The following is a 19,978-nucleotide window of genomic DNA, read 5'->3' on the forward strand; positions in this document are numbered from 1 at the left end:
GCATCTGAGGTTCTTGCGACTCGCGGCCTAGCCGGGCGGGCGGGCGGGCGGGCGGGCGGGCCATTCTCAACAAATTTCCGAGAATTCAAGCAGCGCGGCTTGACCGGCAGACGCATGTGGTGCTTCCTGGTATTACCAGTTGGGACCATTTCAATGAACCCTGTGCTATCCGAAGGCGCCGACGAACTTGCGGGAACGGAAAAGGTGCTCTCCTTCTTCCGGGAGCAGCTGTTGTCCGGTGCGCTCAAGGTGGGCGACAGGCTGTTGGGCGAGAGGGAGCTTTGCCTCGCTCTCGGCGTATCGCGGCCGGTGCTGAGGGAGGCTTTGCGGTCGCTCGCCAATCTGGGCTTCCTCGATATCCGCCATGGCAAGGGCGCCTTCGTGCGCAAGGCCGACGTGGGCGTCTTCGGTGATTTCCTGACGTTCTGCCTCGCCCAGCAGCCCGATATGCTCGACGACATCATGCAGGCTCGTGTCGCGATCGAATGCCAGGCTATCCGTCTTGCCTGCATCCGCGCGACGGATAGCGACCTCTCACGCATCGGCGGCCTGCTGACACGGCTGATGGACACGCTTCACGACGCCGAAGACGGGGGCGCTGCGGACTTCGCCTTTCACATGGCGATCGTCGAGGCCAGCCGCAGTCCCGCGCTCGTCACGGTTTACCGCTCGATATCCGACCTTCTGAAGCGCAGCCATGTCCAGCGGCGCGCCGAGACGAGCGACGCGCCCGGCATCACCGACTATCTCGTGGAGGCCCATCGGGACGTCTTTCTGTCCATTCTCGCGCGCGATCCGGACAAGGCCGACAGGATGCTGCGCGAACATTTCGCCATCGGCGACGAGCTTCGGCGCAAAAGCTACATAGCTGCCTTCACCAGGAAGGGCGCGCCGCAAGAAGAGGAAAAAGAAGCAGACAGCTAGTTTTATCCAGGGAGGAGGAGAGCATGCTGAATTTTCTGAAACATGGCCGGATGGCCGGCGCCGTGCTGGGAGCCGCATTGTTTGCCGGAGCCGCTTCCGCAACCGAACTGCGCTATGCGCATGTCGGCGCAGAAGGGGACATCCAGACGGTCTATGCGGCACAGGCGGCGGAGGGCATTGCGGCCGCGACCGGCGGCGAAATCACCGTCACAGTCTATCCCGCCAGCCAGCTCGGCGGGGTCGCGGAAATGGTGGATGGCGTGCGCATGGGTTCCATCTCCATGGGCCATCATGATTTCGCTTCCCTCGCACGACTGGTGCCTGAGGTCGCCGTCTTCAACGCGCCTTTCATCTACCGCGACGGCGCCCATGCGCTCGCTGCGACGGACCCGCAGTCCTCACCGGCTCTCCAGGCGATCAACGAAAAGCTCATCGCACAGGGCGTGCGGATCATCGGGCGCATCTATCGCGGCGACCGCCACATCTCCTCCAACTTCCCGGTAAAGACGCCGGCGGACCTTGCCGGCAAGCCTTTCCGAGCGGTCCCGCTGGAGCTATGGGTTTCCATGGTCAAGGGCTTCGGCGCCATTCCCACCCCGGTCGAGGTTGCCGAACTCCCGACAGCGCTGATGACGGGCGTGGTCGTCGGCCAGGAAAATCCGCTCACCATGATCGCCTCCAACAATCTCAACGAGGTGCAATCGCATCTGTCGATGACGGGTCACATGCGCGCCGTGCTCGCCGTCTTCATCAATGAGGACGTCTGGCAGGGATTGAGCGAAGAGCAGCGGACGGCTCTGACGAAAGTCCTCGACGAGGAGGCTCAGAAATCGCTGAAGATGGCGACCGAATCCGAGGCCGATCTGGTGAAGGAACTCAAGGGCCGCGGCATGACCGTCATCACAGAGGCCGAAGGGCTCGACGTCGCGGCATTCCGTGACAAGGTCAGCGCCCAGATCCGGCAGGACTTCCCGAATTTCGCACCGCTCATCGAGCAGATCGAAGCGGTGAAGTAAACCGAACAGCTGCAGGGGCAAGCCACTGTCCCTTGTCCCAGCAGCGCCTGTATTTTTTCAGCCAGAATGGGAGGGGAGAAGATGCGTCTGCCCGAACGTGTCCTGACGATTGTCGTGGTTGCCGTGATGGCGGGGCTGGTCATCGTTCCGACGGCTCAGGTCGTCATGCGCAGCGTCTTCGGCCTGCCTTTCATCGGTGCGGAGGAACTGACCCGCTTCCTGCTCATCTGCCTGGTGTTCCTCGCCTATCCACTCGTGGTCGGGCACGGCGAAAATATCGTCATGGGCGAGTTCAAGGCGGCAATGTCGAGGAGGGCGCGCGCGATCGTGAATGTCGCGATCTCGGCCTGTGCGATCGGCGTAACGGGGTTCATCGGCTGGGTCACGGCCATGAACATCACCCGGAACCTGACCAACGCCACGCCGACCCTCGGCATCCCGTTCTGGATATTTCTGGGTGCCACGCTCTTCGGTTTCGCGGGTGCGGCGCTCGTCCATCTTCTGCATCTGCGCAAGCCGCCGCAGGCGGATAAGAACGTCGCAGTCTGAAAGGTTGGTTCATGGGTTTTCTGGTCGTTGCGGCCTTCCTCGGTCTGTTCATGCTTGGCTTCCCGGTGGTCTACGCCATCCTGCTGCCGTCAATTCTCTACGTACTTGTCGAGGGCTTGCCGTTCGGGCTGCTTGCCCAGCGGATCACCTACGCGCTGGATTCGTTTCCGCTGGTGGCCGTGCCTCTCTTCATCTTCGTCGGCAACCTCATGAACCTCTCCGGCATTACCGATCGCATCTTCCGCTTCGCCTATACGCTCGTCGGGCGGATGCCGGGTGGCCTGGCGCAGGTCAACGTCTTCGGAAGCCTGATCTTTTCCGGAATGTCCGGGGCGGCGCTGGCCGACATCGGAGGCCTGGGGCGCATCGAGATCGACGCCATGAAGAAGCGCGGCTTCGATCCATCCTTCGCCGGCGCGGTAACTGCCGCTTCCGCGACGCTCGGGCCGATTTTCCCGCCTTCCATCCCGCTCATCGTCTACGGCTCGGTCACGAGCGTCTCGATCGTCCAACTCCTCGTAGCGGGCATCATGCCCGCCGTGCTGTGTACCGCCCTGCTGATGCTCACGGTGCTGATCGTCGCCATCCGACATGGCCATGCGCGCGCGGAGCGCTGGCCGACGGCAGGCGAGCTGGTCGGCACGCTGGTGCCGGCGCTACCGGCCATTCTTGCTCCGGCGCTCATGGTCGGCGGCATGACGGCCGGCGCCTTCACACCGACCGAGGCGGCCGCGATAACGGCCGTCTATGTCATCTTCATCAGCGGCGTCCTGTACCGTGAACTGACGCTGGCGCATCTGTGGCATTCGGCGGTTCTGACGGCCCGCAGCTCCAGCGCGATCCTCATCATCGTCGCCTCGGCCGCGCTTTTCGGCTGGATTCTGGCGGTCGAGCAGGTGCCTCAGACCTTTGCGGCGACGCTGCTCGGCTGGTCGAAGGACCCGCTGATGCTGCTGATCATCGCAAACCTGATCTTCTTCGTCGCCGGCATGTTCCTCGACTCGACGACCGCAACGCTGCTTCTCGTTCCCATCATCGCCCCGCCGCTCGTGATGGCCGGTGTCGACCCCGTTCAACTCGGCATCGTGACGATCTTCAACCTGATGCTCGGACTGCTGACGCCGCCGATGGGTTTGTCGCTGTTCCTCGTGTCGGACATCGCCAAGGTGTCCATCCGGCAGCTCCTGCGAGCGCTTGTGCCCTTTTACATTCCGCTGGTTTCCACGCTTGTCATCCTCACTTTAGCGAAGGACTTCACGCTGTGGCTGCCCCGCCTGATCGCCCAGTAATCTTTTCTCCAGGAGACACCAATATGCGTATCGTCATCGGTTCCGACCATGCTGGCTTTCACCTCAAGGCCACGATCATCGACCACGTCACCTCGCTCGGCCACGAGGTGCATGACGCAGGCTCGTACGATGCGAACCCGGTAGACTTCCCCGACATCGCAAAGACGGTCACTTCCTCGATCATCGCGGGCAAGGCGGATCGCGGGCTAATGGTCTGCGGCACCGGCGTCGGCGCCTCGATCGCGGCCAACAAGGTGAAGGGCATCCGCGCCGCGGTCTGCCATGACGTGCATTCCGCCCATCAATCGGTGGAGCATGACGACGTCAACGTTATGTGCATCGGCGCCCAGATCGTCGGCGCATGGTTGGCAAGGGATCTTGTTGCAGCCTACCTCGCCGCCGAATTCTCCACCGATGAGGATTTCCGGCGCCGGGTCCGCAAGCTCGCCGAAATGGACGAACAGCGCTGAGCATCCGCCGGCCGGCTCCGCGCCGTTCGGCGAAACTCCCGCATCTATTCTTCCTTGCTGACCTCGCCATCCACGAGGTGGATGCGACGATCCATGCGGGCAGCCATGCCCAGGTCGTGCGTCACGGCGACGACCGTCTTGCCGCGCTCGCGGACAAGTCCGTCGAGAATTGCGAATACCTGCTCCGAACTCCTGCTGTCGAGGCTTCCGGTCGGCTCGTCGGCCAGGATCAGCGGCGGATCGTTGGCAAGCGCCCGTGCGACCGCCACGCGCTGGCGCTGGCCGCCCGAGAGCTGATCCGGCCGCTTGTCGAGATGAGCGGCGAGGCCGAGCGAGGACAGCAATTCGGTCGCCCGGGTCCGCATCGCGTCGCGGCCGAGGCGGGCAAGCTTGCGCATCGGGATTTCGACGTTCTCACGCGCGGTAAATTCCGGCAGGAGGAAATGGAACTGGAAGACGAACCCCATTGTGGCGAGGCGGGTCTCCGCCCGCTCCTTCTCACTCATGGGCTCCGTATCGCGACCGCGGACGCGGAGCATGCCTTGCGTCGGCTGGTCGAGCAGCCCCAGCAGATAGAGCAGCGACGACTTTCCCGATCCCGAGGGGCCGGTAACGGCCACGAACTCGCCCTCGTCGATGATGAGGTCGATGTCCTTCACCAGCGTTACCGGAACCGTCTCATGCAATATACGCGTGAGGCCGCGAGCCTCGATCAGCGGGCTCATGTCGCACCCCTTATGATGTCCACCGGATTGACGCGTGCTGCCCGGCGGGCAGGCAGATAACCGGCGACCGCTGCCGAGGACAGGGCGAAGGCTGTCGCTACGGCATAGTGAAGAATGCTCCACGCGATCGGTAGCCTGGTCATTTCCTGGCCGGTCGCGGCAATTTCGAACCGCACCCGGGAAAGGGCGTAGGTGACAGCAAAACCGAGCGCCCAGCCGAGAAGGGAACCCGCTATGCCGATCGCCAGCCCCTCGATCACGAACAGACGGCGCATGTCGGCTTGCGAAAAGCCCAGCGACTTCATGATCGCGATGTCGCGCGCCTTCTCGTGCGTGATGGTGGAAACGATGTTGAAGATGCCGAAACCCGCTACCAGCATGATCGCGGCGACGACCGTGTACATGATGACGTTGCGTACGACGAGCGCTTCGAGAATGGACTCGTTCGCCTCCTGCCACGCGACCGCCTTGTAGCCGAGTTCGGCCTCCACGCGACGCGCCACGGTGGGCGCGGCGTTCGGGTCGTCGAGCTTGATCCGGATCTCGTTGATTGCATTCGGCCTGTTGGACAGGATCTGGGCGTTCTTCAGCAGCACATAGGCTTCGCCTTCGTCACGCGCCGTGGTGCCGGTATGAAACAGGCCGACGATCTTGAAGTTGCGGGCAAGGCCTTCCGAAGACACGGCGGTAATTGTATCGCCGAGCCCGGCACCCAGCCTAGAGGCCATGGTATCGCCTATCACGACGTTGTTGCCGCCGGCCGCAAGCGCGCCGAAGCTGCCGGACTCGAAATCCTCTACGATGGGCGAGACCTTCACCTCCTTCTCCGGCTCGATCCCGATCACCACGGCGCCGACTTCGCGGCCCGAGTAGCGGATCACGCCCTGAACGTTCAGAACCGCGGCAAGCCTGCCGGGCATCCATTCTTCCAGCCAGGAGACCGCCTTGGTCGGATTGATGATGCCGCGCCGGTCGTCCCGCGGCCTCAGCCCGGATATGGCGACGGCTTCGAAGAGGTCTTCCGCCGGCTGCCGCCGCGCCGAGCGCTGCTCATCGGTCACATCGACATGCGGCATCGTGTCGACGAGCTGGCGAACGAAATCGTCCTGCCCGCCCTGCATCAGCGCCGCCATGGCGATCGAGAAGCCGACGCCAACGGCGACACCGACGACCGCGACGAGGGTCTGGCGGCCGCGGCCGGCGACGTGCGTCAAGGCGATATCGAGGATCAGGCGCATGGCGTTCAATTCGTTGTTGTTTCAACCACATCCACCCGAGTCCCCTCGGTTAAGTCGGGGGGCAAGGGCGAGATTATGTGTGCGGTTTCCTCCAGGCCGGAAAGGATCTCTACGCCGTTCGTGCCGCGGATGCCGGTCTTGATTTCGCGCAGTTTCGCCGTCCCGCCTTCAACCACCGCGACTCTAGTCCCGCTGACCGCTGCCGCGGGGATGACCAAGGCGTTGCGCGACACGCGAACCACGATGTTTACGTCTGTGGACATGCCGATTCTGAGCGGCGTGTCCTCCGGCAGCCGAAGGCGAACACGGTAAGTTTTCGTGACGGGATCGCCCTTCGGCGTGATGCTGTCGACAACCGCCTCGAGCGCGCGCTCTGGAAACGCATCCGACCGAAGGTAGGCATTCTGGCCCACTTCGACCCGCGGAATGTCCTCTTCGTTCACCTCCGCCTCCACGATCAGCGGTCGCGGCTCTCCGACCCAGAAGAGAACGGTCCCCGGCTCGGCCACCTCGCCGATCTCTCCATCCTGCCGAAGCACCCGCCCGTCGCTGGGCGCGCGCAGCACATAGGCCGCAAGGCGCGCCTCCTGCCCCGCGATCAATGCCTCCAATTGAGCGACGTCGGTGCGGGCCCTGTCCACAGTCTGCTCGCTTATCGTATTTCTTTCGGCCAAGGCGAGCTTGCGGCGGTATTCTTCCTGCGCAAGCGACAGGCGCGCCTGCAGCTCGCTCAGAATCGCCCGCGCCTCCGTATCGTCCAGGCGCGCGAGCGCGGCACCCTTTTCCACTCGTTCGCCCTCGCAGTTGCACTGCTCGACGATCCGCTCGCGCACTGTCGAAGTGACCTTTGCCCAAACGCGCGGCTCCACGACGCCGCTGGCATACACGATCTCCGCCGCATCACCGCGCTTCGGCGTCACGACCGAAACGGGCACCGCCCGGGTCGCATACCAGAAGGCAACGGCACCGACTGCGGCGGCTATCGCAATACCTGCCGCGTAGCGCCTCATCTGCCGCATAAGCCGCACGAACCACTCCTGAAACTCACCCGCACAGACTGTCAGGATAGCATTAGACCGACCGTCGGTCTATAATCGCACACAGGACTTCGCGCATCCTAGCAACACGTGTAGAACGTAGTTCTCCGGTTCAGGACAGGTCTATGCCACGAATCAAGAAATCGCCTGACGTCAGAACGAATGAGATCATCGGCTGCGCTGAACGCCTGTTCTTCGAGCAGGGATACGAAAACACGACCGTTAACGACGTGATCCGGGAAGCGAATGTTTCCAAGGGGGCGTTCTATCACTACTTCGTTTCGAAGGAGGCACTGCTGGAGGCGGTCGCCGCGCGCATGGCCCGCCAAAGCCTGAAGGAACTGCAAACAGTATTCGAGGATCCCTCCCTCGACGCGGTCGGCCAGCTGAATGCCCTTTTCGCGGGTTCGCGCCGGCTGAAAGTGGACATGGCGCCGCAATTGAAGAATACATTCAACGCACTTTTCAAGCCGGAGAACGTCGTCCTCTATCATCGCATCGACGTAGCGGTCAGCGCTGTGACACTGCCCTTTCTAACCGAACTTCTGAGGCGCGGTCACAAGGAGGGGAGCCTCGACGCACCCGATCCTGAAGCCCTCGCGCCGATGCTGTTGTATTTGCGGCTTGGCGTCGCCAAAACGATGCATCAGGCCCTGCAGCAGACCGAAGCCGGCGACCTGGACGGCGCGGCGCGGACGCTGGATGGCTGGATGCGCACCTACGGGATGGCTGTCGAACGGCTGCTGAAGATCCCCGAAGGGACGATCGAAGTAACGGAACCGGGCTTTTCGCGCGCATTTCTGGAAGCTTCCGTCTAGCTCCTCGAAGCCGCATACTTCCGGACGGAAAACCGCTGCGCACTTTTCCTGGAAGTGCGCTAACCCCTTTAAGCTTCGCACTTCCGGACGGAAAACCGCTGCGCACTTTTCCTGGAAGTGCGCTAACCCCTTTAAGCTTCGCACTTCCGGACGGAAAACCGCTGCGCACTTTTCCTGGAAGTGCTCCGGATATCCCCGATATTCACCGGCGATAGCCCTGATGGGTCAGTGGAGCCGAAGCATTATGCGTGCTAGTCCTTCGTCAGCCGTCTCGGACGGGGGAAGACGGTCAGAGGCCTGGCGCTTCAGCGACTGGCCTCGCCGGGGGCTGGGGCACAGCACGCCGGCAATCCGGATGGGTTCGAAGCTCGACGTCCTGGCGGAATCAGGGCTTACCCGAGCGAAAGGCCCTGACCGTTATCGGCCAGGGCCCCATTCATTTCCCACCAGCTCAATAAGAGAGCACGGACACGGCAATACGGTCTCCAGCACAGCCCATTACAAGCCATAGCGATGCAAGAAGATGTGTCGGTGCAAGTGGGATACTACACAAACGAATTACTATAACCAGTAACAAATTGGGGGTATTCGCATTAAATCGGCTCGCGAATACCATCTGTGCAGAGTCGAACCGGAGCTACCCTCCCCGAACGGATGAGCGCCAAATGAGGTCAGGCCGGAAGCGGACCGATTGGTCGACCGGCTCCTGCCTCTCGTTGACGAGCCAAGCAACCGCCTCCCGGGCTATCCTGTCCACGGGTTGCGCGAAAGTGGTCAGGTCATAGGAGGACCAGGCGGCCTGTTCGATGTCGTCGAAACCCGCGACACAGAGCTGATCGGGAATGGAGACACGGAACTGGTGGCGCGCGGCATCCAGGAAGCCGCAGGCAAGGAGATCCGTGGCACAGAAGACCGCATCGGGCCGCTCGCCGAGTGTCAGCAGCCGCTGCGCCAGAACGCGGCCGCTTTCGTAATTTGTCGGCCCGTGACGCTCGACCAGAACCGGGAGGCCCGCTGCTTTTGCCGCCGCCACGAAACCGTGCTCGCGCGCCATCAGGCTCGGGGTGCCGGCTTGCGAATTCGCGAAGGCAAGACGCCGGCAACCGGCGCGCACGAAAGCGGTGACGACCCGCCCCGCCGCCTCCGCGTCATCGAGATTGATACGAAGAGGGCCCTGCTGGTCGTCGTCGCGGTTGATGAGGACGAGGCGCTGGCCGTTCTTGAGGCAGAGCTGGGTAATCGACCGGTCGGGCATTCCGGACAGGATGATCGATGCATCTGCACGGTACCGGATTGCCTGCCGCAACGCGAGATCCACACTGCCGTCCGAGCGGTCCGTGTTGATCAGCATGGCGACCTTGCCGGCGTTCTGCAATTGCTGCGTCATCGCCCGGATGAGGTTGGCGCGGTAGGGCGTGCTCATCTCGGATACGATAAGGCAGACGATGCCACTCTCGTTGCGCATCAGTCCGCGCGCGAGATGGTTGACGTGATAGCCGAGCGCTTCCGCCGCCTCCACAACCCTTCGCCGGGTTTCGGGCGAGACGCTGGCGCCGGGCGTAAAGGTACGGGAGACGGCTGAGCGTGAGACGCCCGCCCGCTCTGCGACTTCCTGGGCGCTGACAAACGGCTTCGGCGGCATTCACGACCTCTCCTCGATCTCGCACGCAGAATTGCACTATTTTGCAATTGCGTGCAACGCCGTCATATTGCGCAATATCGAACAAATTTATTGACACTCCCTGTATCCTCGTGCAGCATTTGCACGCGCTTGCAAAAAGCGTCCGGCACGGAGGCGCCGGCACAATCTGGGAGGAAACCGATGGGTTTGGTTAAACTGGCCGCGGCAGCGCTCGCCGCGGGTGCGACGTTCTTTGCCTTTTCCGCGCAGGCCGACGGAAATCTCAATCTGATCTGCTCGGCCGACGTGGTGATCTGCGAGCAGATGAAGGGCGCCTTCGAAAAGAAGACCGGCATCTCCGTCAACATGGTTCGCCTGTCTTCCGGCGAAACCTACGCGAAGATCCGGGCCGAGGCGCGCAACCCCAAGACAGACATCTGGTGGGCGGGCACCGGCGACCCGCATCTGCAGGCCGCCTCGGAGGGACTGACGCTCGAATACAAGTCGCCGATGCTCGGCGAATTGCACGAATGGGCCGTCAAGCAGGCCGAGAGTGCCGGCTACCGCACGGTCGGCGTCTATGCCGGCGCACTCGGCTGGGGCTACAACACAGAGATCTTCAAGCAGAAGAACCTGAAGGAGCCGAAGTGCTGGGCGGATCTGCTCGATCCGTCCTTCAAGGGTGAAGTCCAGATTGCCAATCCCAATTCTTCCGGCACCGCCTATACCGCGCTCGCAACGCTCGTTCAGATCATGGGCGAGGACGAGGCTTTCGACTATCTGAAGAAGCTGAACGCAAACGTGTCGCAATACACGAAGTCCGGGTCCGCACCGGTGAAGGCCGCGGCGCGGGGGGAAACGGCAATCGGCATCGTGTTCATGCACGATGCGGTGGCGCAGACGGTGGAAGGCTTCCCTGTGAAGTCCGTGGCGCCCTGCGAAGGCACCGGCTACGAAATCGGCTCGATGTCGATCATCAAGGGTGCAAAGAACCTCGAGAGCGCCAAAAAGTGGTATGACTGGGCGCTCTCCGCCGACGTGCAGTCCAGTATGAAGGAGGCGAAATCGTTCCAGCTTCCTTCCAACAAGACGGCCAAGGTGCCGGAAGAGGCACCTAAGTTCGAGGACATCAAGCTGATCGATTACGACTTCAAGACCTACGGCGATCCGGCCAAACGCAAAGAGCTCCTGGAGCGCTGGGACCGGGAGATCGGCGCAGCCGCGAACTGATCGCGCAACGCGCCTTTCAAACGGAGTCGAGCCGTCGGGAAACCGTCGGCTCGACTCCGGCAATCTCGGCCAGATGAGCTGTTCCGCTCGCATCGCGTTCTTTTCTAACGGCAGCGATCTCGCTTGTATTCGGAACAACTCATCGTGACACGGCGGCACGGACAGCCCATCCATGAAAACCCACAACCGCAGACTGGATATCGCGCTGGCTCTCGGGCTTGCCGCCTTCGTCCTCCTTCCCTGGTACAGGATCGACGGCGGTTTCTTCGGCTTCGGCTGGCTTTCCGCCTTTCCGGAAGAACCGGCCGCAGCGCCGGGTCTCCTTCAGATCGCTTCCTTCGGTAAATGGTGGCTGATACTTCCGGCGCTGGCCATGATGGTCGCCGCCGCTGCTCGCCTCATCGGCGATCCCGCGCGGCGAGGAAGCTTCCTTGCCTGGACTGGCGCAGGTGGCATCGCCGTTCTGGCCCTTCAGGGCCTCGCCATCGGCTTTTCCGGCTGGAACTGGACGATCAGCGAAGCGCTGTTCGGCGCGCTTGCGGACGGCCAGCCCTCGATGGGCGCGGGGGCGGTGCTCGCGGCGCTCGTCTTCGTCCTCCTTTTCGCCTTCGGGCTGGCCGAACGCGGCGTGATGAAGGGCGACGCCTTCGTCGTCTCGGCCATCTCGATGCTTGTCTTTCTCGTCGCCGTCTTCGTCTTCTATCCTGTCGGGAGCATGCTGGTCGGCGCCTTCCAGGATTTCGACGGCTCCTTCAATCCGGAAGGCTTCACCCGCAATATCGTGGATCCGTCGATCTGGAGTCTCGACTGCGTGGTCGGCGGCGGGCGCTGCGGGATCGCCTGGCGGACTTTCTGGCTGGCGGTGATGACCGCGGGCGGCTCGACCATCCTCGGCCTTGCCTTCGCCCTCGTCGCGACCCGTACCGGCTTCCGTTACAAACGGAGCCTCCGGCTGTTGACGGTGCTGCCGATCATCACGCCGCCCTTCGTGGTCGGCCTCGCGCTTACCCTGCTCTTCGGTCGTTCCGGCGTCATCACCGAAGCCCTGTCCACGCTGATCGGCGTCGAGCCCGGCCGCTGGCTCTATGGCCTCACCGGCATCTGGATTGCGCAGGTCCTTTCCTTTACGCCCATCTCCTTCCTTGTGCTGATCGGAGTCGTCGAAGGCGTCAGCCCGTCAATGGAGGAGGCGTCGCAGACGCTGAGGGCGGACCGCTGGCGCACTTTCTGGCGCATCTCGCTGCCGCTGATGAAGCCGGGGCTTGCCAATGCATTCCTCATCGGCTTCATCGAAAGCATGGCCGATTTCGGAAATCCGCTGGTGCTGGGCGGCAGCCATGGCGTTCTTTCGACGGAAATTTTCTTCGCCGTCGTCGGCTCGCAGAACGATCCCTCCCGCGCCGCCGTGCTCGCCATCATTCTCCTGTGTTTCACGCTGACGGCCTTTTTGGCGCAGCGCTTCTGGCTTTCGGGAAAGAGCTTCGCGACGGTTACCGGAAAGGGCGACAGCGGCAGTCACGCCGCCCTGCCGCGCACGGTTTCAATCGCGGTCCATGCCCTGGTCATCCCCTGGGCGCTCTTCACGCTCGTCGTTTACGGCATGATCCTCGTCGGCGGCTTCGTGAAGACCTGGGGGCTGGACAACTCGCTGACGCTCACCCACTACGTCAAGGCATTCTCCGTCGAGTTCCGCGACGGCAGCATCGCCTGGACGGGCGTTGCGTGGAACTCCTTCTGGACGACGATGGAGATTGCCCTGATATCGGCACCGCTCACGGCAGCCGTCGGGCTCCTAACCGCCTATCTGATCGTGCGCCAGAGGTTCGCCGGCCGCGAACTCTTCGAGTTCGCCCTGATGATGAGCTTCGCCATTCCGGGGACTGTCATCGGCATCAGCTACATCATGGCCTTCAACCTGCCGCCGCTCGAAATGACCGGCAGCGCTCTGATCCTCGTTGCCTGTTTCGTCTTCCGCAACATGCCCGTCGGCGTGCGCGGCGGGGTGGCGGCGATGAGCCAGCTCGACCGAAGCCTCGACGAGGCATCTCTGACGCTCCGGGCCGATAGCTTCCGCACCATCCGCAAGATCATTCTGCCGCTCTTGCGCCCGGCGATCACGGCCGCCCTCGTCTATTCCTTCGTGCGCGCGATCACTTCGATCAGCGCCGTCATCTTCCTGGTCAGCGCCGAGTACAACATGGCGACGGCCTATATCGTCGGGCTGGTCGAAAACGGCGAATACGGCGTGGCGATCGCCTATTCCTCCATGCTGATCGTGGTGATGATATCGGTCATCGCCGGCTTCCAGCTTGTCGTCGGCGAACGCAGGCTTCGGCGCGAAAACCGCGTCCAGGCCGTTGCCCGCGCGCCCGCTCCCCTTCCCCAGGAGAAAACCGCATGACCGTCGTGGCTCCCGGTTCCGTCGTCTTCCGGAACATATGCAAGAAGTTCGGTGCCTTCACCGCCATTCCCGACCTGTCGCTGACCATCGAACCAGGCACGCTCGTCACCTTGCTCGGACCCTCCGGCTGCGGCAAGACCACGACGCTACGGATGCTGGCCGGCCTCGAACATCCGACATCCGGCCGCATCCTGATCGGCGGCAAGGACGTGACGATGCTGCCCGCAAACGAGCGCGACGTCTCGATGGTCTTCCAGTCCTATGCTCTCTTTCCACACATGAACGCCCTCGACAACGTGGCCTACGGCCTGGAGTCGTCAGGCATGAAGCGCAAGGAAGCGCGCGAAAGAGCCGAGGAAGGACTGGCCCTGGTCGGCCTGCCCGGCATGGGCCAGCGCCTGCCGGCCGAGCTCTCCGGCGGGCAGCAGCAGCGCGTCGCGGTCGCCCGTGCACTGGTGCTGGAGCCCCAGGTTCTTCTCCTCGACGAGCCGCTGTCAAATCTCGATGCAAGGCTGAGGCGCCGCGTCCGGACCGAAATCCGTGAACTGCAGCAGCGGCTCGGTTTCACCGCGGTCTATGTCACGCACGATCAGGACGAAGCCCTTGCCGTCTCCGACCGCATCATCGTGATGAAGGACGGGAGCATAGCCCAGGAGGGTGCCCCGCGCGAACTCTACGAAACGCCGGCCTCCGCCTTCATCGCTGACTTCATGGGCGAAGCCAATGTCGTTGCCTGCGACGTGATCGACGTCGACGGTCACGAGGCCACGATCCGTGTGGAACGGCTGACGCATCGCGTAAGCGGCCGCGGAATGCGCCCCGGACCGGCGAAGCTTGCGGTGCGCCCGAACGCGATCACGCTGGAGCCGTCCGCAGCCGGCAGTTTTTCAGGCGAGATCACCCATACGGCCTATCTCGGCGATCACGTGGAGTACGAGGTCAAGACGGCAGCCGGGACGCTCTTCGTGGTCGACCCGGCGGTGGAGCGGGCACTTGCGCCCCAAACGAATGTGGCAATCGCCTTCAAGGAGCGCGGCATTGCCCTCATCAACGGTTAGCCCCGGCAATTTGCAACCAAGGATTCCCTCATGACTTCTCACGTCGTCCCCGGGCTCGAAGCCCGCCTGGCATTGGCCGAAACCATCGGGCGCGAGGCGGCCGCAATGGCGCTCGATTTTTTCGCTCGCCGCGAAACGCTGATCATCGAAACGAAGCGCGACCCGCAGGACCTGGTTTCCATCGCCGACCGCGAAGTCGAAAATCTCATCCGCGATCGGATCGCGGAGGCCTACCCGGACGACGGCGTGCTCGGCGAAGAATACGGTCTCGTTCCCGGCCGCTCAGGCTTCACATGGGCGGTCGATCCGATTGACGGGACGAGCCCTTTCGTCAACGGCATGCCCAACTGGTGCGTCTCCATCGCCCTCGTTCATGCCGGCATACCGGTGGTGGGGGTCATCGCCGCACCATGCCACGGCGAACTCTACGCGGCAGCACTCGGCCTCGGCGCGCGTCTCAACGGCAAGGCGCTCGCGCTCGATGGTTCGCGCACCATTCGCAACCACGTGACCGGGCTCGGCGCCAACAACTATGTCAAGCCGGCCTTCGTCGGACAGATGGTCGAAAACCTGCTGGAGGCCGGCGGCACCTTCATGCGCAACGGTTCCGGCGCACTCATGCTTGCCTATGTCGCCGCCGGCCGCCTGGTGGGCTATTACGAGCCCTATATGCACGCATGGGATTGTCTCGCCGGCTACTGTCTCGTCCAGGAAGCGGGCGGCTGGCACCTGCCCTTCCCCACTGAGGGAGAGAGTTTGACCCGCGGCTCGATCGTCCTTGCCGCCGCGCCCGGCGCAGTCGACGACCTGAGGAAGCTTGCGGGCGCCTGACACTCGCGCCCATGCTGAATTGGGACTGCGGCCTGAACGGCACGGCTGCAACTTTGAGCTCGCCACGTCCCGAACAGCCAAGGCATGCTCCTTGACCCGGGATTCGGCGTCCCCTATTTCAGCTCCATGGATATGACTGACCAGCCGCGGGCGCATTCGAAGTTGAATTCGACAAGGCTGGCGCTTCAGCGATTGGAACGCGGGCGGGACCCGTGGGCGTTGCGCTGGCAAGCGCTGCTTGCCATCATCGACCTCAGCATTCTCGCTTTTTTTATCCTCGGCCCCTATCTGAGAGCGGGTCCGTCCTATCTCATCATCGACTACATCATCGCCGCATGGATCGGTTGCGAGCTCATCGCGAGAGCGTTGGCCGCGCCTTCGATCGAGCGTTTCCTCCGGCGGCCGATGACCTGGATCGATGTGGTCATTCTCGGCACGCTTCTCTTCCCCGACCTGCTGTTCAACTTCGCCTTCCTCAGGGTGATGCGCATCTGGGCGATCGGCAAGAGTCCGCTCCTGCTCGAAGGTCTTCGCCGCGCCGGGTGGTCGCATCTGCAGGATGTCTTCCGTGCCTGCCTGAACTTTCTCGTATTCCTCTTCGTCGTCACCGGCTTCGTTTACACGACGTTCTTCTATCACCGGGAAGGCGGCGAAGGTTTCGTCGACGCACTCTATTTCACGGTGGCTACGATCACCACGACGGGCTTCGGGGACATCACCCTGCCGGGCACGCTCGGCAAGCTCACCTCGGTCATCACGATGATCGTCGGCATATCGCTGTTCGTAAGGCTCGCGCAGGCCGTTGTCAGGCCCTACAAGGTCAGTTTCCCCTGCCCTCAATGCGGCTTGCAGAGGCACGACACCGACGCCGTCCACTGCAAGGCCTGCGGTCATCTGCTCAACATACCCGATGAGGGTGACTGAGATGTACGAGACGTGAGGCTTTCAGTGTTTCAATGAAGAAGTGAAACGCCTTTAAATATTACACATCTCCGCACGAAAAACCGCTGCACCTAACCCTTCGTCTTGGCTGTCGCGACCGGCTCCGTGGTCAGATGAAAATCAACCATCTCCTTTTCAGTCAGGTAATAGAGCCGGTCCGGCGGTGTTTCGAGAGCGTTGATCCAGACGCCTGGGCCGACTCCCATCGTATCGAGATGGCGGGCGACTCTGGCCGTGGTGGATTGTGCGAAAGACATGGCTTGGGCCGGTGTCGGCCGTTCCTCGCCGCGGCTGAAAACCTGATGCACGCCGATCAGTGCGTCCTTTTCCGCCACACGCGCGACACCCCCGGCAAAAACGATCGGGCAGGATGACGCGCAGAGCGCCTTCGATGCCACCTTGGTATCGAGCTTCTTCTCGCGGATCAGGTTCGACATCGCGAGCGCATCGTCCACCGAACCACCGGGCGAGTTGAGGGCCACGGTTCTTACATATTCGCCGCGCGCTTCGATCTCCTCGGCGAAGCGCGAACCGGCGCCGAGGTCGATCGTGCCCTCGGCGAGCAGGACGCCGCCGGATCGGAGATCGAACCTCATCGGCTGGCGCAGCACTTCGTCGGAGCTTCCCGGTTGGACTGGCGGGCCGTTGGGCGCAGCCTCGGTCAATGCCGGAGGCAGGACCGGCCGATCCTCGAGCATCGGATCGAAACCGGGCAGTCCGGCATTCATCGCGGAGATTTCGCGCAGGTCGATCAGCAGGAAGACCCCCGCGGCCGCCAGCATCGCGAAGAAGGCGCCGCGCATCAGCACACCGTCGTCGATCCGGACCAGCGCCTTGATCGCTTCATCGATCCTCATGCGACCGATCCTTTGCACGCGTCCTCGGGTCGAGGCTGGTGATGTTGTTCGGCTCCTCCGCTTCCGCCTGAGCGACTATGTCGCCGAGTTGCCCGCCATTCGCCGTCACGGCGCGCTGCACTTCCAAGGCCTGCAGGAGCTCGGCCGCCGTGATGCGCTCGGCAAAGGGCAGCTTCTCCTCCTGCTTGCGGATGGCGCTGTGAACCGCGGCCAGAATGAAGACCAGCACGCCCGGCAGCAGGTCGATGGAAATGGCGCCCGCCCAGGCGGGAATGAAATCGGTCGCATAGCGCAGCACCGCCTCAGCGGATGAAAGCGGAACGAAACGCCGCTCCGCCACCGGCGCACGCGCCAGTATTTCGTCAGCCGCTTCGGAGAGAACCTTGGATTGCGCTGCCACCGAGGCTCGGACAGTCTCCATCACCCGGTCCTGGCGATTGACGAGATCGGCATCGCCGCCGTCGGCCACGGGTGCGATGAAGCCGAGCGACAGGTCGTCTGCGGCACGGCGGATCGAAGGCGCGATCGAAGTCTGTCCGAGCGACGTTATGACGCCTGTGAGCGCCACCACTTCCGAGGAGAACTGATCGGCACGTGGTGCGACCGCACCCGGCGCGGAAACCAGCGTCCGCATCGTCTCGAGCCGCTTCTGTCCCTGGTTGAAAAGTATCGTCACCTGTTCGCGGGAGGCGTTGATACCGTTTTCCAGATCCTTCATCTGCGCCGACATTTGCGACAGAAGCTGCACCACACTTCCGGACCCCGTCGTGCCGGTGAGCGCTCCCGATTGCCGCTCCGAAGCGGCAAGCTGGGCAAAGCGTTCGGATGCGCGCTGGATATCGGGCAGCAGGCTCTGGGCCGCAAGCGCGTTCTGATGCGCCTGGTCTAGGTCGGCGGTATAATCCTCCACCGTTTCCGCAAGATGCTGTTCGAGCGCGGCGGAACCTGCCAGCGCCGCCGCATTGAGCCAGCTCGACATGGCGATGATCATCGCCGCACCCAGAGCCATCACGCCCAGCATGGCGGCCCGGCCCGTATGGTTGGTCACATGCGGATAGAAGCGGGCCATATAGGACCAGAAGGCGTAGATGCCGACGGAAACCGAGGCCGAGTAGATGATCGCCGCGAAAAAGACCGACGTCGGGGAGCCGTCGAGAATGCTGCGGACGCCGAGATAGGTATAGACGCCCGAGGCAAGCGCCAGCACCGCAAGTGCAAAACGCGTCATGGTTTCCACGGCCGCAACGCCGTCATGCAAACGTTGGGATGCGCCGAGGGCCATGAGCACCATCTCCTCAGAGGAATGTATTCCTTAACAGAGAATGAAGAAACGGGCGGAATAAAGGCTGCCCGCAGGGCGAAGAGCCGGGATGCCGGAAAGAACCTCCCCGGAAACCGGAGCCGTCATCGAACGAGGTAGCTCTCGACTGCGCCTATGCCTCGCAGCTCCAGGGCGCAACGGCGCTCGAGCGTCCATTGACTGCGCAGCGCGCGCCTCGTGGCCTCGGAGATCTGTATGCAATCGGCCACCCCCTGGGATTCAAGCCGGCTCGCTATGTTCACCGTCTCTCCCCAAACGTCGTAGACGAACCGGAGCCGCCCGATCAGTCCGGCGACGACGGGCCCCGTATGGATTCCGATCCGAACCCGAAAACGGTCGGGCCCGGCTTCCGTGTCCTGCAAGGATCGAAGCATGGACTTTCCGAGGCCCACGACCCGGTCGGCATGATCCGGCGCAGGCTCCGGAATCCCGCAGGCGGCCATATAGGCGTCTCCTATGGTCTTGATCTTCTCGACACGGTGCTGCTCGGTAAGCAGATCGAACCTCCTGAACATTCCGTCCAGGCGCCTGACCAGATCGGACGCAGTCGATCTCGCTGCAATGGGCGAAAAGCCGACGATGTCGGCAAATAGAATGGAGACCTCTTCGAAGCGGTCGGCGATGATCTCTTCGCCATCCTGCAGCCGCGCAACGATCTGGTCGGGCAGGATCGCGCGAATGAGGGAATCCGCCCGCAGCTTTTCCGCTTTTATCTCCTGGAGGTAGCGATGCTCCCGGTCGAGCCAGCGCTTCTTCTCGAGCGTGGAGTTGATCCGTGCGCGCAGAAGTATCGGATTGAAAGGCTTCGTCAGATAATCGTCGGCGCCGGCCTCGATGCAGCGGGCTACCGCCGTGACATCACTCAAGCCCGAGATCATGATGACCGGGACGTGCTTCCATCGCTCCTCGGACTTCAATCGCGACAGCATCTCGAAGCCGTTCATGTCCGGCATCAGAATGTCGAGCAGGATGAGGTCGAACTCGCCCTCGGCCAATTTTGCCAGCGCGGACAGTCCGGATTCGGCGGTGACCACGCGGTGACCTTCGCGCCGCAGCCGCCGGGACAGGAGATCACGATTGCTGGCCACGTCGTCGACGACAAGGATCCTGCCCCCCTGCTCCGGCCATGCAATCTCTTGTGCCTTGAACAGAAGTCGCTCGAGCCCTGCCGCGTCGATTTCGGCGCGTTCCCCCGGTTGAAGCATCTCGACCGTTTCCCCGCGCGAAAGGCTGGCGATGGCGTCGACCTGCCTCAGGAGCTCTGCCGCCGCCGACAATATCACATGGAGGTCTTCCTTCAGCGCATGCTCCGGCGCATCGCCTGCCTCTTCGAGGATCATTTCGGAATAGCCTATGATGGCGTTGAGCGGCGTGCGCAGGTCGTGGCGGAGCCGTGCCTCCGCCTCCGCTTCTCCTTCCTCCAGAGCGCAGGCCGTGCCCTCGAGAAGGCGATCTATAAAGCCGTTCAGTTGCCTTGCTGCAGCACCGATCCGGTCGAGATCGCTCTTAATGTGGATCAAACCGAGATCCCGCGCCTGCTCGATCAGCAGTTCCTGGAAGCCCAGGATTGCCCGCGCCGGGCCGGCCAATCGCTGGGCCACGTGAGCGGCGATCGCCTGGTGCTGGAAGTCGTTGCCGGTGGTCATTTTCC

The 19,978-nt window shown here is 62.9% G+C and carries 18 protein-coding genes; 11 read left to right on the forward strand and 7 right to left on the reverse strand.

Features of this window, described 5'->3' with window-relative positions:
- Positions 1-153 precede the first annotated feature (153 nt).
- From ACFHWW_RS31525 to rpiB, 5 genes are all read left to right on the forward strand, one after another.
- Complete coding sequence (locus tag ACFHWW_RS31525; RefSeq protein WP_379943172.1) at positions 154-924, forward strand: FadR/GntR family transcriptional regulator; 771 nt, start codon at positions 154-156, stop codon at positions 922-924.
- 23 nt (positions 925-947) lie between these two features.
- Positions 948-1,940 carry a TRAP transporter substrate-binding protein gene (locus tag ACFHWW_RS31530; RefSeq protein WP_379943174.1) on the forward strand — a complete coding sequence of 331 codons (993 nt, stop codon included), beginning with the start codon at positions 948-950 and terminating at the stop codon, positions 1,938-1,940.
- 81 nt (positions 1,941-2,021) lie between these two features.
- Positions 2,022-2,489: a TRAP transporter small permease gene (locus tag ACFHWW_RS31535; protein WP_324764184.1), complete on the forward strand. Its 468-nt coding sequence runs from the start codon at positions 2,022-2,024 to the stop codon at positions 2,487-2,489.
- A gap of 11 nt (positions 2,490-2,500) precedes the next feature.
- Positions 2,501-3,778: a TRAP transporter large permease gene (locus ACFHWW_RS31540; RefSeq protein WP_379943177.1), complete on the forward strand. Its 1,278-nt coding sequence runs from the start codon at positions 2,501-2,503 to the stop codon at positions 3,776-3,778.
- Between the two features lie 23 nt (positions 3,779-3,801).
- Positions 3,802-4,248: a ribose 5-phosphate isomerase B gene (gene rpiB, locus ACFHWW_RS31545; RefSeq protein ID WP_324764186.1), complete on the forward strand. Its 447-nt coding sequence runs from the start codon at positions 3,802-3,804 to the stop codon at positions 4,246-4,248.
- Between the two features lie 44 nt (positions 4,249-4,292).
- On the opposite strand, the gene ACFHWW_RS31550 is transcribed toward rpiB, so the two are convergent.
- Genes ACFHWW_RS31550 through ACFHWW_RS31560 form a run of 3 tightly spaced genes read right to left on the reverse strand, consistent with a single transcriptional unit; the run spans position 4,293 to position 7,239 of the window.
- Positions 4,293-4,973, reverse strand: coding sequence for an ABC transporter ATP-binding protein (locus tag ACFHWW_RS31550; protein ID WP_379943179.1), 681 nt, complete (start codon positions 4,971-4,973; stop codon positions 4,293-4,295).
- Positions 4,970-6,211, reverse strand: coding sequence for an ABC transporter permease (locus ACFHWW_RS31555; RefSeq protein ID WP_379943181.1), 1,242 nt, complete (start codon positions 6,209-6,211; stop codon positions 4,970-4,972). The genes ACFHWW_RS31550 and ACFHWW_RS31555 overlap by 4 nt, the downstream gene beginning before the upstream one ends.
- Before the next feature lie 5 nt (positions 6,212-6,216).
- Positions 6,217-7,239, reverse strand: coding sequence for an efflux RND transporter periplasmic adaptor subunit (locus ACFHWW_RS31560; RefSeq protein ID WP_379943183.1), 1,023 nt, complete (start codon positions 7,237-7,239; stop codon positions 6,217-6,219).
- A 134-nt stretch (positions 7,240-7,373) separates the two neighbouring features.
- Here ACFHWW_RS31560 and ACFHWW_RS31565 point away from each other — a divergent pair, with 134 nt between their 5' ends.
- Positions 7,374-8,066: a TetR/AcrR family transcriptional regulator gene (locus ACFHWW_RS31565; RefSeq protein WP_379943185.1), complete on the forward strand. Its 693-nt coding sequence runs from the start codon at positions 7,374-7,376 to the stop codon at positions 8,064-8,066.
- Between the two features lie 637 nt (positions 8,067-8,703).
- On the opposite strand, the gene ACFHWW_RS31570 is transcribed toward ACFHWW_RS31565, so the two are convergent.
- Entirely contained in the window at positions 8,704-9,708 is a 1,005-nt protein-coding gene (locus ACFHWW_RS31570; protein ID WP_379943187.1) for a substrate-binding domain-containing protein, read from the reverse strand.
- A 180-nt stretch (positions 9,709-9,888) separates the two neighbouring features.
- Here ACFHWW_RS31570 and ACFHWW_RS31575 point away from each other — a divergent pair, with 180 nt between their 5' ends.
- The 5 genes from ACFHWW_RS31575 (at position 9,889) to ACFHWW_RS31595 (ending at position 16,131) form a co-directional block, all read left to right on the forward strand.
- A complete protein-coding gene (locus tag ACFHWW_RS31575) occupies positions 9,889-10,917 on the forward strand; it encodes an ABC transporter substrate-binding protein (protein ID WP_338283181.1) in 1,029 nt (342 codons plus the stop codon).
- 172 nt (positions 10,918-11,089) lie between these two features.
- A complete protein-coding gene (locus ACFHWW_RS31580; RefSeq protein WP_379943190.1) occupies positions 11,090-13,318 on the forward strand; it encodes an ABC transporter permease in 2,229 nt (742 codons plus the stop codon).
- The gene (locus ACFHWW_RS31585; RefSeq protein WP_102762830.1) at positions 13,315-14,376 is read left to right on the forward strand and encodes an ABC transporter ATP-binding protein; all 1,062 of its coding nucleotides are present in this window, start codon (positions 13,315-13,317) and stop codon (positions 14,374-14,376) included. The genes ACFHWW_RS31580 and ACFHWW_RS31585 overlap by 4 nt, the downstream gene beginning before the upstream one ends.
- A gap of 30 nt (positions 14,377-14,406) precedes the next feature.
- Entirely contained in the window at positions 14,407-15,207 is an 801-nt protein-coding gene (locus tag ACFHWW_RS31590; protein WP_379943192.1) for an inositol monophosphatase family protein, read from the forward strand.
- Between the two features lie 126 nt (positions 15,208-15,333).
- Positions 15,334-16,131, forward strand: coding sequence for a potassium channel family protein (locus ACFHWW_RS31595; RefSeq protein ID WP_015008578.1), 798 nt, complete (start codon positions 15,334-15,336; stop codon positions 16,129-16,131).
- Positions 16,132-16,220: 89 nt separating this feature from the next.
- Here ACFHWW_RS31595 and ACFHWW_RS31600 read toward each other — a convergent pair whose 3' ends face one another.
- From ACFHWW_RS31600 to ACFHWW_RS31610, 3 genes are all read right to left on the reverse strand, one after another.
- On the reverse strand, positions 16,221-17,006 hold the full coding sequence (locus ACFHWW_RS31600) for a hypothetical protein (protein WP_379943194.1): 786 nt from the start codon (positions 17,004-17,006) through the stop codon (positions 16,221-16,223).
- Positions 16,993-18,288 (reverse strand): hypothetical protein, encoded by a 1,296-nt coding sequence (locus ACFHWW_RS31605; RefSeq protein WP_033046208.1) that lies wholly within the window; start codon positions 18,286-18,288, stop codon positions 16,993-16,995. The genes ACFHWW_RS31600 and ACFHWW_RS31605 overlap by 14 nt, the downstream gene beginning before the upstream one ends.
- Before the next feature lie 122 nt (positions 18,289-18,410).
- Positions 18,411-19,973: an adenylate/guanylate cyclase domain-containing protein gene (locus ACFHWW_RS31610; protein ID WP_379943196.1), complete on the reverse strand. Its 1,563-nt coding sequence runs from the start codon at positions 19,971-19,973 to the stop codon at positions 18,411-18,413.
- Positions 19,974-19,978 lie beyond the last annotated feature (5 nt).

The sequence above is a fragment of the Sinorhizobium sp. P24N7 genome, assembly GCF_042436655.1.
In the GTDB taxonomy this organism is placed as follows: domain Bacteria; phylum Pseudomonadota; class Alphaproteobacteria; order Rhizobiales; family Rhizobiaceae; genus Sinorhizobium; species Sinorhizobium meliloti_A.

Coding starts and splice junctions, on each gene's coding strand:
- ACFHWW_RS31580 (WP_379943190.1), top strand. CDS start 11,090: ATGAAAACCCACAACCGCAGACTGGATATCGCGCTGGCTCTCGGGCTT.
- ACFHWW_RS31530 (WP_379943174.1), top strand. CDS start 948: ATGCTGAATTTTCTGAAACATGGCCGGATGGCCGGCGCCGTGCTGGGA.
- ACFHWW_RS31550 (WP_379943179.1), bottom strand. CDS start 4,973: ATGAGCCCGCTGATCGAGGCTCGCGGCCTCACGCGTATATTGCATGAG.
- ACFHWW_RS31565 (WP_379943185.1), top strand. CDS start 7,374: ATGCCACGAATCAAGAAATCGCCTGACGTCAGAACGAATGAGATCATC.
- ACFHWW_RS31525 (WP_379943172.1), top strand. CDS start 154: ATGAACCCTGTGCTATCCGAAGGCGCCGACGAACTTGCGGGAACGGAA.
- ACFHWW_RS31590 (WP_379943192.1), top strand. CDS start 14,407: ATGACTTCTCACGTCGTCCCCGGGCTCGAAGCCCGCCTGGCATTGGCC.
- ACFHWW_RS31595 (WP_015008578.1), top strand. CDS start 15,334: ATGGATATGACTGACCAGCCGCGGGCGCATTCGAAGTTGAATTCGACA.
- ACFHWW_RS31610 (WP_379943196.1), bottom strand. CDS start 19,973: ATGACCACCGGCAACGACTTCCAGCACCAGGCGATCGCCGCTCACGTG.
- ACFHWW_RS31575 (WP_338283181.1), top strand. CDS start 9,889: ATGGGTTTGGTTAAACTGGCCGCGGCAGCGCTCGCCGCGGGTGCGACG.
- ACFHWW_RS31535 (WP_324764184.1), top strand. CDS start 2,022: ATGCGTCTGCCCGAACGTGTCCTGACGATTGTCGTGGTTGCCGTGATG.
- ACFHWW_RS31570 (WP_379943187.1), bottom strand. CDS start 9,708: ATGCCGCCGAAGCCGTTTGTCAGCGCCCAGGAAGTCGCAGAGCGGGCG.
- ACFHWW_RS31540 (WP_379943177.1), top strand. CDS start 2,501: ATGGGTTTTCTGGTCGTTGCGGCCTTCCTCGGTCTGTTCATGCTTGGC.
- ACFHWW_RS31600 (WP_379943194.1), bottom strand. CDS start 17,006: ATGAGGATCGATGAAGCGATCAAGGCGCTGGTCCGGATCGACGACGGT.
- rpiB (WP_324764186.1), top strand. CDS start 3,802: ATGCGTATCGTCATCGGTTCCGACCATGCTGGCTTTCACCTCAAGGCC.
- ACFHWW_RS31605 (WP_033046208.1), bottom strand. CDS start 18,288: ATGGCCCTCGGCGCATCCCAACGTTTGCATGACGGCGTTGCGGCCGTG.
- ACFHWW_RS31585 (WP_102762830.1), top strand. CDS start 13,315: ATGACCGTCGTGGCTCCCGGTTCCGTCGTCTTCCGGAACATATGCAAG.
- ACFHWW_RS31555 (WP_379943181.1), bottom strand. CDS start 6,211: ATGCGCCTGATCCTCGATATCGCCTTGACGCACGTCGCCGGCCGCGGC.